At 69.3% G+C, this 15,661-nt stretch carries 13 protein-coding genes and 2 pseudogenes; 4 read left to right on the forward strand and 11 right to left on the reverse strand.

Annotated elements, in window-relative coordinates:
• Window positions 1–211 precede the first annotated feature (211 nt).
• From QMK34_RS43370 to QMK34_RS43405, 8 genes and pseudogenes are all read right to left on the reverse strand, one after another.
• Entirely contained in the window at window positions 212–1,324 is a 1,113-nt protein-coding gene (locus QMK34_RS43370; protein WP_326420668.1) for an NDMA-dependent alcohol dehydrogenase, read from the reverse strand.
• Between the two features lie 89 nt (window positions 1,325–1,413).
• Entirely contained in the window at window positions 1,414–3,060 is a 1,647-nt protein-coding gene (locus QMK34_RS43375; protein ID WP_326420669.1) for a sigma-54-dependent Fis family transcriptional regulator, read from the reverse strand.
• Window positions 3,061–3,110: 50 nt separating this feature from the next.
• Window positions 3,111–4,115, reverse strand: coding sequence for a PDR/VanB family oxidoreductase (locus tag QMK34_RS43380; protein ID WP_326420680.1), 1,005 nt, complete (start codon window positions 4,113–4,115; stop codon window positions 3,111–3,113).
• Between the two features lie 2 nt (window positions 4,116–4,117).
• Window positions 4,118–4,999: a metal-dependent hydrolase gene (locus QMK34_RS43385; RefSeq protein WP_326420670.1), complete on the reverse strand. Its 882-nt coding sequence runs from the start codon at window positions 4,997–4,999 to the stop codon at window positions 4,118–4,120.
• Entirely contained in the window at window positions 4,996–6,477 is a 1,482-nt protein-coding gene (locus QMK34_RS43390; protein WP_326420671.1) for a flavin-containing monooxygenase, read from the reverse strand. Before QMK34_RS43390 ends, QMK34_RS43385 begins: the two co-directional genes overlap by 4 nt.
• Window positions 6,478–6,544: 67 nt before the next feature.
• Window positions 6,545–7,018, reverse strand: a complete 474-nt coding sequence (locus QMK34_RS43395) for a pyridoxamine 5'-phosphate oxidase family protein (protein WP_326420672.1) — start codon at window positions 7,016–7,018, stop codon at window positions 6,545–6,547.
• A 157-nt stretch (window positions 7,019–7,175) separates the two neighbouring features.
• The gene (locus tag QMK34_RS43400; RefSeq protein ID WP_326420673.1) at window positions 7,176–8,087 is read right to left on the reverse strand and encodes an SDR family oxidoreductase; all 912 of its coding nucleotides are present in this window, start codon (window positions 8,085–8,087) and stop codon (window positions 7,176–7,178) included.
• Window positions 8,088–8,182: 95 nt separating this feature from the next.
• Window positions 8,183–9,095 (reverse strand): annotated as a pseudogene (locus QMK34_RS43405) (aldo/keto reductase).
• Between the two features lie 58 nt (window positions 9,096–9,153).
• Between QMK34_RS43405 and QMK34_RS43410 the strand changes: the two are divergent.
• Window positions 9,154–9,932: pseudogene (locus tag QMK34_RS43410) on the forward strand (LLM class F420-dependent oxidoreductase).
• 60 nt (window positions 9,933–9,992) lie between these two features.
• Here QMK34_RS43410 and QMK34_RS43415 read toward each other — a convergent pair.
• Window positions 9,993–10,277, reverse strand: coding sequence for a DUF427 domain-containing protein (locus tag QMK34_RS43415; protein ID WP_326420674.1), 285 nt, complete (start codon window positions 10,275–10,277; stop codon window positions 9,993–9,995).
• 159 nt (window positions 10,278–10,436) lie between these two features.
• Here QMK34_RS43415 and fbaA point away from each other — a divergent pair, with 159 nt between their 5' ends.
• Complete coding sequence (gene fbaA, locus QMK34_RS43420) at window positions 10,437–11,468, forward strand: class II fructose-bisphosphate aldolase (protein ID WP_326420675.1); 1,032 nt, start codon at window positions 10,437–10,439, stop codon at window positions 11,466–11,468.
• A gap of 72 nt (window positions 11,469–11,540) precedes the next feature.
• Here fbaA and QMK34_RS43425 read toward each other — a convergent pair whose 3' ends face one another.
• A complete protein-coding gene (locus QMK34_RS43425) occupies window positions 11,541–12,791 on the reverse strand; it encodes a hypothetical protein (RefSeq protein WP_326420676.1) in 1,251 nt (416 codons plus the stop codon).
• A gap of 279 nt (window positions 12,792–13,070) precedes the next feature.
• Here QMK34_RS43425 and QMK34_RS43430 point away from each other — a divergent pair, with 279 nt between their 5' ends.
• Window positions 13,071–13,481, forward strand: a complete 411-nt coding sequence (locus QMK34_RS43430) for a DUF3151 domain-containing protein (protein ID WP_326420677.1) — start codon at window positions 13,071–13,073, stop codon at window positions 13,479–13,481.
• A gap of 60 nt (window positions 13,482–13,541) precedes the next feature.
• Here the strand turns inward: QMK34_RS43430 and QMK34_RS43435 are convergent, their stop codons facing one another.
• Complete coding sequence (locus QMK34_RS43435) at window positions 13,542–14,768, reverse strand: lipase family protein (protein ID WP_326420678.1); 1,227 nt, start codon at window positions 14,766–14,768, stop codon at window positions 13,542–13,544.
• 85 nt (window positions 14,769–14,853) lie between these two features.
• Between QMK34_RS43435 and QMK34_RS43440 the strand changes: the two genes are divergently transcribed.
• Window positions 14,854–15,498, forward strand: coding sequence for a TetR/AcrR family transcriptional regulator (locus QMK34_RS43440; protein WP_326420679.1), 645 nt, complete (start codon window positions 14,854–14,856; stop codon window positions 15,496–15,498).
• Window positions 15,499–15,661 lie beyond the last annotated feature (163 nt).

A 15,661-nucleotide genomic window follows, 5' to 3' on the forward strand; every position in this document is an offset into this window, starting at 1 on the left:
TCACGTCATCGACCAGGGCCTCCGTGCGTCTGCCTGGCGACGCGGACACCAGGCAGACGCACGAAGAAGCCACTTCAGACGACGCCTCCGCCTCCAGATGCTAGAGATCTAGCCCTGTAGTACTAGGCCCTGAGTGTCATGAAAGGGTCTTTCAGGGCAAAAATTGCCCTGAAAGACCCTTTCATGACACACGTGGGAAGCGAGGGCCCGGTTACTCGGCGTGCACGATGACGCCGCGCAGGTTCTTGCCGTCGCGCAGGTCCTGGTAGCCCTCGTTCACCTGCTCGAGGGTGTACTTCGTGGTGACCAGCTCGTCGAGTTTCAGCTGGCCCGCGTCGTAGAGGCGCAGCAGCCGGACGATGTCGTACTGCGGGTTCGCCGAGCCGAACAGCGTGCCCTTGATCGTCTTGCCGAACAGCGTCAGGATGCCGCCGGAGACGTGCACGGTGAGCTTGTCCAGCGCGGCCAGCCCGGTGACCACCACCGTGCCGCCCTTGCCGACGGCGTTGAACGCGTGGGTCACCACCTCTTCGTCGACCACGCCGACGGTCACCAGCGCCTGGTCGGCCAGCTGGCCCCAGGTCAGCTCGTCGATCTTCGCGTGGGCCTCCTCGGCGGTGGCGAACGCGTGCGTCGCGCCGAACTTCAGCGCCGCTTCGCGCTTGAACTCCAGCGGGTCGACCGCGACCACGTACTTCGCGCCGGCGTGCGCGGCGCCCTGGATCGCGTTGACGCCGATGCCGCCGATTCCGTAGACGACCGCGGTGTCGCCCGCCATCACCCCGCCGGCGTACACCGCGCTGCCCCAGCCGGTGGGCACCCCGCAGCCGACCAGCACCGCGGTCTCCAGCGGCAGCCAGTCGTCGACCTTGACCACCGAGTGCTGCGAGATCGTGGACCGCTCGGCGAACGTGCCGAGCATGCACATCGCGCCGATGTCCTGGCCGCCGCCGCTGAACCGGAACGAGCCGTCGGGCATATGGCCCTCGAGGATGGTCGCGCCCATGTCACAGAGGCTCTGGCGGCCCGTGGAGCAGTAGCGGCAGGTGCCGCAGTTAGGGATGAAGCTGCACACCACGTGGTCGCCCGGCTTGACCTTGGTGACGCCGGGGCCGACGTCCTCGATGATCCCGGCGCCCTCGTGGCCGCCCACGATCGGGAACCGCGGGGTGAGGTCGCCGTCGGTGAGGTGGAGGTCGGAATGGCACAGCCCGGCGGCCGTGTACTTGATGAGGACCTCGCCGGGCCCAGGGCCCTTGAGGTCGAGCTCCATGATCTCGAACGGTTTCCCCGCGTCGAACAGCACCGCTGCCTTCGTCTTCACCGGTCAACAACTCCTCTTCGTGCGACTTTGCACCGTCGGATCGATTGTCGGGCGCGCATCCGACGGCCAACTGTGCAAAAGCTGGACACTCACGCCTTGATGCGCAGCACCCGCAGCCGGTTGTAGAGGGTCGACCGGCTGATGCCGAGCTGCCTCGCGGCGTGCACCTTGTTGCCGCCCGCCACGCGCAGCGCGGCCGTGATGGCGTCGTGCTCGGCCTGTTCGAGCGTGGTCAGCCGATGTCCCGCCGCGGGCACCGGGCAGTCCGGCTCGAGGTCGCGGGCGGTGATGTCGCCCGCCGAGCGCCCCTCCAGCGCTTGGCGCAGCACCGAGGCCAGCTCACGCAGGTTGCCCGGCCACTGCTGTGCGGCGAGGAGTTCGAGCGCGCCCGCGGTCAGCCGGACAGAGCGGGCGGGCGCCAGCCCGGCCAGCACGGTCCTGGCGAGCTCCGGAACGTCCTCGCGGCGCTCCCGCAGCGGTGGCAGCTCGACCCGGCGGTGCATCCGCGCGGCCAGCGCCGCGTGCTCCCCGCGCAGCAGGGCGGACGGGCCGCTGGTCAGCGAAAGCCAGGCCGGTGAGGCGTCGAGCAGCCGGGAAACGCGGGCGGCGAGCACCGGCGGCAGCAGGTGGACGTCCTCGACCACGACCAGTCCGCGGTATCCGGCGGCGAGCTCGTCCAGCCGGGCACACCAGGCGCTTTCACCCAACTGGGGGACGTCAGAAGCGGCCAGTTCGACGATCGGCTCCGCGCCGCCGAGCAGCCGGATCGCCGCCGTTCGCCCGGTGCCGGGCTCGCCGGACACGAGCACCCGCCGCCGGGACGGGCCGCTGCGTGCCAGCCTGTCCGCGAGACCGCTCGGGAGCACGCCGTGCGGGGTCCGCCGTCGTGGCACCGGCGGCTGGTCCGGGCGCACGGGCGCGATCTCGAACAGCATCCCGGCGTTGACCGACACCGCCTCCACCCGGACCTCCACCGAGGTGCCCGAGGTGAGCCGGAGGTGCCGGACCCCGCGCCGCGTGCGGCCGAACTCGCGCAGCAGCGCGTGGTCGTTCGCGTCGACCAGCTCCATCGCGGCGCTGTTCGCCAGCACCACGTCGTCGCCGAGCGCCAGCACCGCGGACGTGCGGTGCTGGGCGGACTGGAAGGCGGCGAGCAGCCGCTGTTCGGCCTGGTTGGAGCCGTCGAGCAGGCGTTGCTCGATGTCCGCGACGGCGTGCAGCAGGAACGGCACGAACAGCGGGTTGGCGTCCCCGGCCGGTCCGGTGATGTCGAGGACCCCGGCCAGCCGCCTGGTCGCCGGGTGCACGATCGGGTGGCCGTAGCAGGCGAAATGCTTGAACACGTCGAGGAAGTGTTCCTCGCCGCGGACCGCCACCCCGTGGCGTACCTCGAACGGGGTGGCCAGCGCGTTCGTCCCGGTGGTCTCCTCCAGGAACTGGCAGCCGGGGACCGCGCTGATCTCGTCCAATGCCAGCTCGACGGCGTGCTCGGCGAAGCGGCGGGCGACGATCCGGCAGTCGCGGTCGGCCAGCACCACGCAGAAACTCGTGTCCGCGAGGTGCCCGGCCATCTCGTCGAGCACTGGCCCCGCCGCGCGCAGCAACCGGCTGCGGCGGTCGACCTCGTGCACCGCCAGCCGGTCGATCGGGGTGGCCGGCTCGAGCCCGCTGAGCGCGGAACGTCGCCAGGACAGTGCGATCTCCGTCCTGGGATGCTCCTCGCTGAGCCGCTCCACAGCTAGCCATCGTCACACGAAAACGGCGTGGCCTGAAGGGTCCGTCCGGGTCAAAGGTCCAGCGTGACGGCGTTTCGCTCGACGCACACCCGGACCGGCTCGCCGGTCGCCGATGGCAGCTCGCAGGTGCCGCAGAAGCCCTGGCGGCACGAGTAGGCGATGCCGGGGACGTTCTCCCGCAGGACGTCGAGGGCCGACCGGTCGGCCGGGATGTCCAGGGTGCGCCCGCTGCGCCCCAGCCGGACCTGGAACGGCTTGCCGCCCACGATCGGCGGCGTCGAGAAGCGCTCGTAGAACACCGCGCGCCGCCCGCCGAGCGCCGCGTCCACGCGGACGCTGGTGAGCATCGGGATGGGCCCGCAGCAGTACAGGGACGCGCTCTCGGGGCTGCCTTCGAGCAGCTCCGCGCCGGACGCCGGGATACCGTATTCAGTATCCGGCCGGATCCAGACGCGGCCGGGGTCCAGGTCCGCGAGCTCGTCGAGGAACGGCATCGACGCACGATCGCGGCCGGTGTAGACCAGCCGCCAGCCGACACCGCGAGCGGCGGCCCGGCGCACCATCGGCAGGATCGGCGTGATCCCGATACCGCCCGCGACGAAGAGGTAGTTTTCCGCCGCCACGAAGGGAAAAGCGTTGCGCGGCCCGCGCACGGTCACCCGTGTTCCCGGCTCCAGCGCGTGCACCCGCGCCGAAGCCGCGCCGATCCGCCGGACGGCGACGCGGTAGTACGAGCGGTCGTCCGGGTCGCCGCACAGCGAGTACTGGCGGACGAGCCCGCACGGCAGCACGAGGTCGAGGTGCGCCCCGGGACGCCAGCGCGGCAGCGGACCGCCATCCGGCCTGACCAGCCGCAGGCTGCGGACGCCTTCCGCCTCCGGCGTGGCCGCGGCCAGCGCCAGCGGCAGGTCTCTGTCCACTTCGGACACCGGCGGCCGCCGCCTGCCACTGACCTCGCTCAGCCTGCGGTACACCGCGACCACCCCGGTCAGCGCCGACAGCAGGCGGTCCGGCCGGTCGGTCCCGTTGAGCCGCAGCGGGCGTTCGGCGGCCACGGTCACGTCGGCTCGTCGGCCGCCCTGGCGGCGGGCGAGCTCGCCAGGTAGGCGACGGCCTGGTCGGTGTTGCCCGTTTCGGCCGGGTGGTAGGTCTTGCGGAAGTACGGCCGGATCTCGTGGCCCAGCTGCTTCCCGGTGGGCAGCAGGCCGAGCTTCGCCGCCCGGCGGTACGCGCGCAAGCTCGCCCGGCCGGGGCGCGTCGGGTCGTTGCGCATCAGGAACCGGGTCCCGCGAAGGAAAACCCACGCGAGCACCGGCGTCACCACGGCCATGCTGCGCACGCGCCGGTTGTACCGGCCGTCGAGGTGCATGAACAGGTCGAACGCCACCGAGCGGTGTTCGACTTCCTCGGCGCCGTGCCAGCGCAGCAGGTCCAGCATCGTCGGATCCGAGTTCGCGCGGTCCAGCGCCTCGGCGTCGAGGACCCACTGGCCGAGGAACGCCGTGTAGTGCTCGATCGCCGCGATCACCGCGAGCCGCTCGATCAGCCACTCCTCGCGCGCCTTGGCGGACAGGCCTGCCCGGTCGCCGAGCAGCCGCCGGAACAGCCATTCCATCTGCGCGAGGAACGGCCGGATGTGCAGCCCCGCGGCCTCGAGGTGTGCGCCCGCGCCGTCGTGCGCCTCGGCGTGCATGGCCTCCTGGCCGATGAACCCGAGCACGTCTTCCTTGAGCCGCTCGTCGCGGATCAGCGGCACGGCCTGCTTGAACACCTCGACGAACCAGCGCTCGCCCTCCGGCAGCGCCAGGTGCAGCACGTTGATCGTGTGCGTGGCCTGCGGTTCGGCGGGCACCCAGTGCATCGGCAGCGCGGACCAGTCGAACCGGACGTCACGCGCGTGCAGGACGAGCTGCTCGTTCTCCTCCGGCTGGACGCTCATCGAGACCGCCCGCTGAGCTCGTAGTCGCTCGGGTCGACCTTGCGGGTCTCGAGCCAGTAGCGCCAGGTGAAGCCGGGCCAGATCGTCCGGTTGACGCCCTTCGCGTCGAGGTACCAGCTCTTGCAGCCGCCCTGGGTCCACACGCCCTTGACCAGCTTGTCCTGGATCTCGGCCTGGAACTTGTCCTGCACGTCCTGGCGGACGTCGAGCGCGGCGGCGTCGTGCGAGTCGGTGAGTTTGATCGCGTCGACCACGTACTTGGACTGCGACTCGATCATGAACACGACCGAGTTGTGGCCCAGTGCGGTGTTCGGGCCGAGCAGGAAGAACAGGTTGGGGAAGCCGGAAACCGTGATGCCCTTGTGCGTCCGCATGCCCTCGGCCGCCCACTCCTTGGCGAGGCTGCGGCCGTCGACGCCGGTGATGTCGAGGTATTCCAGCGCGTCGGTGACGTGGAAGCCGGTGCCGTAGATGATCGCGTCGGCCTCGTGCTCGACGCCGTCGGCGTCCACCACGCTGTGCGCCTTGACCTCCCGGACGCCCGCGGTGACGATGTCCACAGTGGACCGGTTCAGCGCGGGGTAGTAGTCGTTCGAGATGAGCACGCGCTTGCAGCCCATGGTGTAGTCCGGGGTGACCTTGCGGCGCAGCGCGGCGTCCTTGACGCCCTTGGCGATGTGACGTTTCGCGATCGACTCGGCGGCCTTCATCAGCTTGGGGTGGCCGTTGAAGCCGATCGCGCGGACCTCGAGGAACCAGTACAGAGCGTTGCGGTAGAGCCGCTGGACGCCGGGGACGCGCTTGAACAGCGTCTGCGACCAGCGCGGCATCGCGTGGTCCGGTTTCGGCATGATCCACGGCGGCGTGCGCTGGAAGAGGGTGAGCTCGGCGACGTCCGGGGCGATCTTCGGGACGAACTGGATCGCGCTGGCGCCGGTGCCGACCACGGCGATCTTCTTGCCGCGCAGGTCGTATTCGTGGTTCCACTGCGCGGAGTGCCAGGACTGGCCCTTGAACTTCTCGATGCCGGGCAGCTTCGGGATCTGCGGGATGTGCAGGCCGCCGACGCCGGAGACGAGGAACTGCGCGACGTACTCCTGGCCCGCCTTGGTGGTCACCGCCCAGCGGCGGGCGGCACCGTCCCAGTGCGCGCCGGTGATCTCGGTGCCGAACTGGATCTTCGAGCGCAGCCGGTACTTGTCCGCGACGCCCTTGAGATAGGCGAAGATCTCCGGCTGCGGTGAGAACGACCGCGACCAGCCCGGGTTCTGTTCGTAGGAGAACGAGTACATGTGCGACTGCACGTCGCAGGCGCACCCGGGGTACGAGTTGTCCCGCCAGGTGCCGCCCACCTCGTCGGCCTTCTCCAGGATCACGTAATCCCGGATGCCTGCCTTTTCGAGCTGGATCGCCTGACCGAGGCCGGCGAAGCCGGTGCCCACGATGACGACCTTGACCTCGGACGTTTTTGCGGCCATTTCCGCGGCCTCCGCTGCACTGGGGAAGGGTACGCGAAAATATGTTACCTGAGGTAACAGTTACTTGCTAGTACGTTCCGCCGAGTTTTCGGTGATCCCAGGTCACGAGCTTGGTGGGGGTGAAGATCAGGCCGATCCGCTTAGGCGCCTGACCGGCGATGAAGGCCGCCAGTTCGTCCGTGGCGGGGTCTCCGGACTTCGCCCCCGCGTAACGCTGCATGAGCGTGATGCCCATCTGGGTGACCTCGGCGGTGTCGGTGATGAGCTGGACGTCCGTCTCCATGGAGACCCCGCGCAGCGTTTCGTAGGAATCGCCGTCCTCGATGAGCACGGTGGCCTCGGCGAGCCTGCGCAGGTTGGCGGCCTTCTGGGAGCTGCCGTAGGTCCAGGTCGCGACGCCGCCCGCGTGCGGGTAGTACCAGAGCGGCGCCACATGGGGTCGCCCGTTCGGGCTCATCGTGGCGACGTTGATGACCTTCTGTGCGGCGAAGAAGGTCTGTACGTCTTCGGGGGACATCCGGATCTGGTCGCGGCGGGACATCGGCACGCTCCTTGTTGTCGAGACGTCAATACTTGCCCGCCACGACCCGGATGTCGAGTCGGGAACGCCCGCTCGGGTTCGCAAGTCCCTGAAGGCCACCTTCACCGCGTAAAACGCCGTGAAGGTGGCCTTCAGGGACCACTGAATCGGGTCGAGGTCAGGGGCGCCGGGTGGCGGCGCGGCCGCCGTGCCCGGTGACCGAGGCCTCGAACGCGCCGCGCTGCTTGATGTCTTCGAGCGCGGCCTTGTCGGCGGCGGGCACGCGGCTGCGCGAGCCGATCTCGATGATCGGCGGCAGGAACGCGCGGATCAGCTTGAGCCCGCCGACCCAGCGCGGCACGTGGATCGTGCGGGCGCGCTTGAGGATCCCGGCTTCGAGGTTGTCCAGCGCGACGTTCAGCGGGTACGTCTTGCCGATCAGGCCCGGCATCGTCGCGCGGAGCTTGCCGAACACCGGGTGGGCGTCGGCGCTCTCGACCAGGTCGGTGCGGATCCAGGTCGGGTGGGCGACGCCGACCTTGACGCCCAGGTGGGCGACTTCGGTGCGGAGGCTGTTGGAGAACGCCTCGACCCCGGCCTTCGCGGCGGAGTAGTTCGCCATACCGGGCGCGTGTGTGATCGCGGCCAGCGAGGAGATCGCGAGCAGGTAGCCCTTGCGCTCGATGACGTGCGGCAGCGTCACCCGGAAGGTGCGCCAGACGCCGAGCAGGTCGACCTCGATGACCTTCTCGAACGCGGCCGGGTCGACCGAGCGGACGAACCCGGCGGTCGCGATGCCCGCGTTCGCGATCACGACGTCGATGCCGCCGAAGTACTCGACGACGCCAGCGGTGGCCTTCTCGAGGTCGGTCCAGCTGGTGACGTCGGCTTCCCAGGAGTGGGCGTTCGGGCCGATCCGGTCAGCCACCTTCTGCTGCTCTTCGGCTTCGAGGCCGACCAGGGCGACCTTGGCGCCGCGGGCGGCGAGCCGTTCCGCGAGACCCGCGCCGATGCCGCGGGCGGCGCCGGTGATGAGCACGACCTTGCCGTCGACCTTGGTGCTCTTGAGCAGCGAGAATGGATTGGCCACGATGCCTCCTCGGCGGTACTTTCGCCGACCGTACCTTACCTTACCCCGAGTAAGCTACCCATCGGTAGTCAGCGACTCGTCGACGAGTTGCGACGTCAGGCGGAGGCGTCGGAGAGCGCCGCGAGCTCGCCGGGGGTGAGCGAGAGGGAGACGGCGGCGAGGAGGTCCGGGAGCTGCTCGATGGAGCGGGCGCTGGCGATCGGGGCGGCGACGGTCGGCTGCGCGACGAGCCACGCGAGCGCCACCGACGCGACCGACACCTTGTGCGCGGCGGCGACCTAGTCGAGTGCCGCCAACACGCGCTCGCCGCGAACGTCCAGGTGAGCTAGCGCACCCTCACCGCGCGGGCTGTCGCCAGGCTCGCCCTTGGTGCGGTACTTCCCGGTCACGGCAGCGTCGACAGGCCCTCCCGCTCGATCAGCGGGGCCAGCTCCTTCTCGTCCTCACGTTTGACGAGGTTGTACTCGGGCTGGAGAGCGAGCCCTCACGGTCCGAGATGGCCAGCGCCTCGGCGAGGCGGGGCGCGGTGTAGTTCGACGCCGCGATGTAGCGGACCTTGCCTGAGCGGACCTTGCCTGCGCGGATCAGCGTGTCGAAGGCTTGCAGGGTCTCCTCGAGCGTTGTCTCGTCGTAGTCGATGTGGTCGGTCTGGAGCCGCTTGAGCGAGACCTCGGCCGCGGCCGCGATGTTCTTCGCCGACAGGCCGGGGCGCTTGTCGAAGCTGCCGACCTTGGTCGCGATCACGATGTCGTCCCGGTGGCCGCGCTTCTTCAGCCAGTTGCCGATGATCGTCTCGGACTCGCCGCTGACGTTGCCGGGCGCGAACGCCTAGTACGAGTCCGCGGTGTCGATGCGGTTCCCGCCCGCTGTCGCATAGGCGTCCAGGACCTCGAACGACTGCCGCTCGTCGGCGGTGAAGCCGAACACGTTGCCGCCGAGGTTGAGGCCGAATACGTCGAGGTCGCTGTTGCCGATTTCGCCATGACTCCAACCATCCCCGTTAGTCAGGGGTCCACTCTCTGAGATGCCGGGACGAAAATAACCCTCCGTGGTGTTGCAGCCGGACATGGGTATCGAACTGGGTAAGATCGGGATCTTCCGGGGTGCCGCACAGGTGGACCCGGCTTTCGCGGCCGACGTGGAGAAGCTGGGCTATGGGGCCGTGTGGCTCGGTGGTTCGCCGGACGGCGACCTCGAGATCGTCGATGAGCTGCTGGCCGCGACGGACACGCTGGTGATCGCCACCGGCATCGTGAATATCTGGAAGGACGACGCGCCGACCGCTTCCTGCTGGGAATCGGTGCCGGGCACCGCGAGTACGACCAGGGGTTCGTCAAGCCGTACGGCGCGCTCGTGGACTACCTCGACGGGCTCGACCGGGCCGGGGTGCCGGTCGCTGGCCGCGTGCTCGCCGCGCTCGGGCCGAAGGTCGTCAAGCTTTCGGGTGACCGCACCGCCGGGGCGCACCCGTACCTGATCACGCCGGAGCACACCCGCCAGGCACGCGAGATCCTCGGCGAGGGCCCGATCCTGGCGCCGGAGCACAAGGTCGTCTTCGAGGCCGACCCCGAGAAGGCCCGCGCGATCGGGCGCGAGACCGTCCAGTTCTACCTCGGGTTGTCGAACTACACCGCCAACCTGCGGAAGCTCGGGTTCACCGACGAGGACCTCTCCGGCGAGGGCAGCGACCGCCTCGTCGACGCCCTCGCGCTGCACGGCGACACCGACACGATCGCGGCGGGCCTGCGTGCCCACCTCGACGCCGGCGCCAGCCACGTCGTCGTCCAGGTCCTCGGCGACGACCCGTTCCCGGGCTACCGCGCCCTCGCGGACGCCCTGCGCTGACTGCCCCTGAAGGCCACCATGACAGCGTTAAACGCCGTCATGGTGGCCTTCAGGGACCTCTCAGGCGGTGACTTCGACGCTCGGGTAGAAGGCGACGTAGTCCTTGATGTTGGTCGCTTTTTCGTACGGTTCCGGGTAGTACCAGGCCGCGTTCTCGTTGTCCTGCCCGTCGACGTGCAGCGTGTAGTAGCTCGCGTCGCCCTTCCATCCGCAGTGGGTGGTGTGCTCGGTCGGGCGGAGGTACTGGATGTGCACGGAGTCCGGCGGGAAGTAGTGGTTCCCTTCGACGATCTCGGTCTTGTCGCTCTCGGCGATGATCACGCCGTTCCACTTCGCGATAGCCATGAAACCCAGTGTGCCAGCTGGGCTTGACCTCAACCCGGGTCGAGGGCCCAGGCTTGGGGGTACGGGGTCCAAGGGGTGGGATGACCAGGGACCGGTGACCTTGATCGGTACACCTCGTACGCTTTGGCCGAAGACCACTTGTCGCGAGGAGGACCAACGATGCCCATCGCCACCCCCGAGGTCTACGCGGAGATGCTCGACCGGGCGAAAGCGAACGAGTTCGCTTACCCGGCCATCAACGTGACCTCGTCGGAAACCCTGAACGCCGCGCTGCGCGGGTTCGCCGAGGCGGAGAGCGACGGGATCATCCAGTTCTCCACCGGCGGCGCCGAGTTCGCCTCGGGCCAGTCCGTCAAGGACATGGTCGTCGGCTCGCAGGCGCTCGCGGAGTTCGCGCAGGTCGTGGCCGCGAAGTACTCGATCAACGTCGCGCTGCACACCGACCACTGCCCCAAGGACAAGCTCGACGGCTTCGTCCGCCCGCTGCTGGAGATCTCGGCCGAGCGGGTCAAGAACGGCCAGAACCCGCTGTTCCAGTCCCACATGTGGGACGGCTCCGCGATCGACCTCGACGAGAACCTGACGATCGCCGCCGAGCTGCTCGAGAAGGCGGCAGCGGCGAAGATCATCCTCGAGGTCGAGATCGGCGTCGTCGGCGGTGAGGAAGACGGTGTCGCCCACGACATCAACGAGAAGCTGTACACCGCCGAGGGCGACTTCCTGAAGACGATCGACGCGCTGGGCTCCGGGGATCGGGGCCGCTACCTGCTGGCCGCGACCTTCGGCAACGTGCACGGCGTCTACAAGCCCGGCAACGTGAAGCTGCGCCCGGACGTCCTCAAGGGCGGCCAGGAGGCGGCCTCGAAGAAGCTCGGCCTGCCCGCCGGTTCGAAGCCGTTCGAGCTGGTCTTCCACGGCGGTTCCGGTTCGCTGCCCGAGGAGATCAAGGAGGCGGTGTCGTACGGCGTGGTCAAGATGAACGTCGACACCGACACGCAGTACGCCTTCACCCGGCCGATCGTGGACCACTTCTTCAAGAACTACGACGGCGTCCTGAAGATCGACGGCGAGGTCGGCAACAAGAAGGTCTACGACCCCCGCAGCTACCTCAAGGCGGGCGAGAAGGGCATGGCCGCCCGGATCGTCGAGGCCGCCCAGTCCCTCGGCTCGGCGGGCAACAAGCTCTCCTGATCAAAGTGTCATGAAAGGGTCTTTCAGGGCAATTTTTGCCCTGAAAGACCCTTTCATGACACTTGAGAGCCTCTACGAGGACGGGATCGACGGAGTCTCTTTCGCCGGAGCCTCGGCCGCTCCGGCGGTGACGTCCAGCGCCGCCCGGCGTCGAGCCGTGCGAGCGGCCACCGCCCGCGAAACCGGCGCGGCGGCCCACCAGAGCACGAAGACCCCCACCAGCGTCACCGCCGCTGTCCAGTACGCGACCGGCGGAGCGGACTCGGTGTGTGCGTCGCCGAGTACCCACAGCCGGAACTGGGACTGCACCCACAATGTCCCGTAGCCGAACGCCGTCACCAGCAGTGCGCCGATTCCGGCCGTCAGGGCGTGGTGTCCGCGGCCGATGCGGAACGCGAGGTCCACCGCGAGGCCGACGAACAGCAGGTAGAACGGCACCGTCGGGACCGGGAAGCCGCCCACCAGCAGCAGCGGCCACAGCACCAGGCGGTACGCGAGGTACGCGCCCGCCACGCTCGTGGCGGACCACTTGCCGCCGAGGGTGTGCCGGGCTACCGCGAGCAGCAGTGCCATCACCGCGATGCCCCAGACGGGGTACACCCACTGGGCGATCGGCATCGTGAAGTGGGTGACCGCGGCCTGGTCGACAGGGTGGCCGATCTGCTTCGCGGCGAAGTCCAGCAGCGTCGGCTCGGCCTCGGGCGTGCCGCGCTCCCAGGCGCGCAGGCCGAGGATGCCGTACTCCTGCTGGCCGTTCGGGAAGAACGTGTTCTCCAGGAAGAACGCCCACAGCGCGAGCAGCGTGCCGGTGCGCGTCTTGCCGGGCTTCGAGAGACGGAGCCAGCCGAGGATCACGCCCGCCTGCATCACCCCGGTGCCGAAGTAGAGCATCATGTGCGACGGGCTCCACGCGGTCAGGTCGAGGCCGTTGACCCGGTGGTTGATCACGTCCAGCGGCGCCGCGACCAGGAAGATCACCAGCCCGGCCTGCATCAGCCGTAGTGACGTCTTGTCGCAGCCGAGCCCGGTGTAGCTGTGGATCGCCACCAGCACGACGATGATCACCGTGCCGACCGTGTTGATCAGGTGCGGCGGGGCCAGGTCGTCACGCAGCCACCTGAAGTGCCACGACATGTCCCACGACGAGCCCAGCAGCTTGAACGCGAACGCGGCCAGCCACATGCCGTAGCAGAAACGCAGCACCCAATCCGGCGTCGGCTGCCCCGGGGCGCCGCGCTTCCAGTGGGTCTTGAAGAACAGCTGGGTCTTCGCGACCGGGCTGCGTGGGATCACGACCCCCATCGTGTCTCCTGCCTTTGTCATGCGCGTCATCATCCCCGGCGGACATCACGGTGAGGCGGCGGACCACGTGAAACGGGCCGAAGATCAGGGTTCACCCGTAGGGGTGGCCGACTTGCTTTCGTCCGGCGGGGACGGGCATCGTGTGCCGCCATGATGCCGAAACGTGTTGTCGCCGCGGTCGTGGTCGCCGCTCTCGTGCTCGCCGGTGGCGGCGCGCTGGTCAGTCTGTTCCTCTGACCACACCCGGCCTGATGTGACGCCCCGCGCGGCCCGCCGGGTGCGCTGGGCACAATGGCGGGCATGACCCACAACCTGCTCGGCCCCGAGCCGACGAAGCTGCCCGAGCACACCACCGCACAGGCCGCGCTCGACGCCGGAACCGATCCGGCCCTCGTCGCCGCCGGGCACCCGTACTACAGCGAGGCTTGGGCACAGCTGGCCGAGACGTCCTTCGACGCCGGTGAGACCATCGCCGCGTACGCCTACGCCCGCACCGGCTACCACCGCGGGCTCGACCAGCTGCGTCGCGCCGGTTGGAAGGGCTTCGGCCCGGTCCCGTGGTCGCACCGCCCGAACCAGGGCTTCCTGCGCGCGCTCGCCGTCCTCGGCAAGTCCGCGGGCAAGATCGGCGAGACCGAGGAGTTCGACCGCTGCCGCACCTTCCTCGCCGACTCCGATCCCGCGGCGTCCGAGGCGACCGGCCTGAAGTGACAAGTCCCTGAAGGCCACCATGAGGGACCTAGAGTCCCTCATGGTGGCCTTCAGAGGCTTCTAGAACCAGCCGCAGTTCGACGGCGCGGGAGCGCCGGAGAAGCGCGCGTCCAGCCAGGCGAACGCCTCCGGGTACGCGCGGACAGCGGCCAGGACGTGCGTCGGGACCAGGGTGGTGCTGAACTGCACCCGCACGCCCGCCGAGCACCAGGTTCGCGCGAGGGTGCGGTCCTGGGCGTACGGGACGATGTCGTCGAGCGCGCTGTGCACGATCAGCACCGGCGCGGTGGGCTTGAGTTTGCCGATCAGCTGCTCACCGACGCGCGATTTGTACGGCTCCTCGCCGAGGTACGCGGTCAGCGGGCGGCCGTCCTTGGTCAGCGACGCCGACTGCGTGAAGGCGTGCGCCGCGATCGCCTCGATCGTGCACTCGTTCTTGACCTTCTCGAACAGTGCCTTGCCCTTGTCGTTGAGCACGCTCGGGATGTCCAGTTCCGGGTACGCCGCGTTCAGGCTGACCAGCGAGAAACCGAGGAATCCGGCGGCGTAGTGCCCGTCGAGGTTCTTCGCGACCTCGGACAGGTCCGCCGGGACAGCGCCCGCGTAGGCGCCCTTCAGTTTCAGCTCCGGCGCGTAGGACGGCTGGAGCTCCGCCGCGGCCGCCGAAGCGCCGCCGCCCTGGGAGTACCCGGCGATGCCGACCGGACCGTTCGCGGGCAGGCCCGCCTCCGGCAGCCGCTGGGCCGCGCGGGCGGCGTCGAGCACGGCGTGCGCCTCGGCCGCCCGGTTGACGTAGGTGTGCACGCCCGGGGTGCCCAGGCCCTCGTAGTCGGTGACGACCACGCCGTAGCCGCGCAGCAGTAGCCCGGCGATGAACGGGCCTTCGTACTCGAAGCCGGCGGTCAGCGCTTTGGACGGCGCGCAGTCGTCGCCGACGCCCTGCGTCCCGACGGCGTAGCTGATGAGCGGGCGCTCACCCGAGCCGGTCCAGGCCGACTTCGGGGTGAGCACGGTGCCGGTGACCGCGATCGGCTGGTCGTGGGTGTCGGTGCTGCGATACATGATCCGCTGGACGTTCGCGTCCGCCTGGATCAGCTTGATCGGATCGAGGAAGAACTGGGACGGCTCGTGCCGGATGATGTCGCCGTTGGCGCCCGCGGGCAGCGGCGTCGGCGGGTCGTAGAAGGAAGGCGCGGCACCGGCCTGGGACGATCCGAACGTCAGCAGAGCCAGTGCGGTGACCGCGGTGACCGCCGCGGAAAGGCCGCGCCGGGAGAATGCACGCATGCTTGCTCCTCGTTGAGCAGGTAAGCCGAGGCGACACCTTTTTAGACAGTGGTGTCGGAAAAAGAATCACGTGAGGTGGCACACCATGTCAAGCCCCGCCCCCCGCGGCCGGCCGCGCAAGCTCCCGGTCGGCGAGCAGCGTGCGCGGGTGATCGACGCCGCGGCGCGGATGGTCGCGCAGCACGGCGCGCAGGCCGCGACGATCGAGCAGATCGCGCGTGAGGCCGGCGTCTCGCGCCAGGCCGTCTACGCGCAGTTCGGCGATCGCGGTGTCCTGTTCGCCCAGGTGGTGGCTGATATCGAGGAGCGAGCCTTCGCCGCCATCGGGGCGCCCGCGGTGGACCCCTCCCAGCCCGATCTGCGAGCGTGGGCGCGGGCCAACTACGCCAACATGTTCGCCTTCGTGGCCGACCACCCCGAGGCCTTCCCGGTGCTGCGCGAGGCGGAGCGCGCGGGGGATCCGGCGCTCACCCGGTTGAGGGAGCGGCTCGCGCACGTCTACACCGAGGCGAGCCGTCAGCGCTGGGCCGTGCACGGCGTCGAGCCGGGACGCGCCGACAAAGCGCTCGTCACCCTCTACTTCGCGATGACCGAGGCACTCGTGCAGATCACCTGGGAGGGTGAGCCGCCCGCCCCGGACGCGCTCATCGACCTGCTCACCGAGTTCACCGTGGGCGGGGTGGCGCGGTTGCAGTCCCAGGCCTCGGAGGTCATCGCCCGGCTGCGCTGACGAAGTCCCTGAAGGCCACCATGACAGCGTCTAAGTCCCTCATGGTGGCCTAATGGGGTTTGTTCGGGTCGGGTTCGTAGGCTTGGGCGTGGTGGCTGGTGGTGGGTGAGCACTCGTGTGGCCAGGGTTTTGTGAGACCTTCCTGAAGACCGTGCCCTCACCG

The sequence above is a fragment of the Amycolatopsis sp. H20-H5 genome (genome assembly GCF_035828755.1).
GTDB lineage: Bacteria > Actinomycetota > Actinomycetes > Mycobacteriales > Pseudonocardiaceae > Amycolatopsis.

Bases quoted from the DNA above. Each gene is read 5' to 3' on its own strand.
- QMK34_RS43385 (WP_326420670.1), bottom strand. From the start codon at position 4,999: ATGAGCGTCCAGCCGGAGGAGAACGAGCAGCTCGTCCTGCACGCGCGT.
- QMK34_RS43435 (WP_326420678.1), bottom strand. From the start codon at position 14,768: ATGCGTGCATTCTCCCGGCGCGGCCTTTCCGCGGCGGTCACCGCGGTC.
- QMK34_RS43395 (WP_326420672.1), bottom strand. From the start codon at position 7,018: ATGTCCCGCCGCGACCAGATCCGGATGTCCCCCGAAGACGTACAGACC.
- QMK34_RS43415 (WP_326420674.1), bottom strand. From the start codon at position 10,277: ATGGCTATCGCGAAGTGGAACGGCGTGATCATCGCCGAGAGCGACAAG.
- QMK34_RS43425 (WP_326420676.1), bottom strand. From the start codon at position 12,791: ATGACAAAGGCAGGAGACACGATGGGGGTCGTGATCCCACGCAGCCCG.
- QMK34_RS43430 (WP_326420677.1), top strand. From the start codon at position 13,071: ATGACCCACAACCTGCTCGGCCCCGAGCCGACGAAGCTGCCCGAGCAC.
- QMK34_RS43440 (WP_326420679.1), top strand. From the start codon at position 14,854: ATGTCAAGCCCCGCCCCCCGCGGCCGGCCGCGCAAGCTCCCGGTCGGC.
- fbaA (WP_326420675.1), top strand. From the start codon at position 10,437: ATGCCCATCGCCACCCCCGAGGTCTACGCGGAGATGCTCGACCGGGCG.
- QMK34_RS43390 (WP_326420671.1), bottom strand. From the start codon at position 6,477: ATGGCCGCAAAAACGTCCGAGGTCAAGGTCGTCATCGTGGGCACCGGC.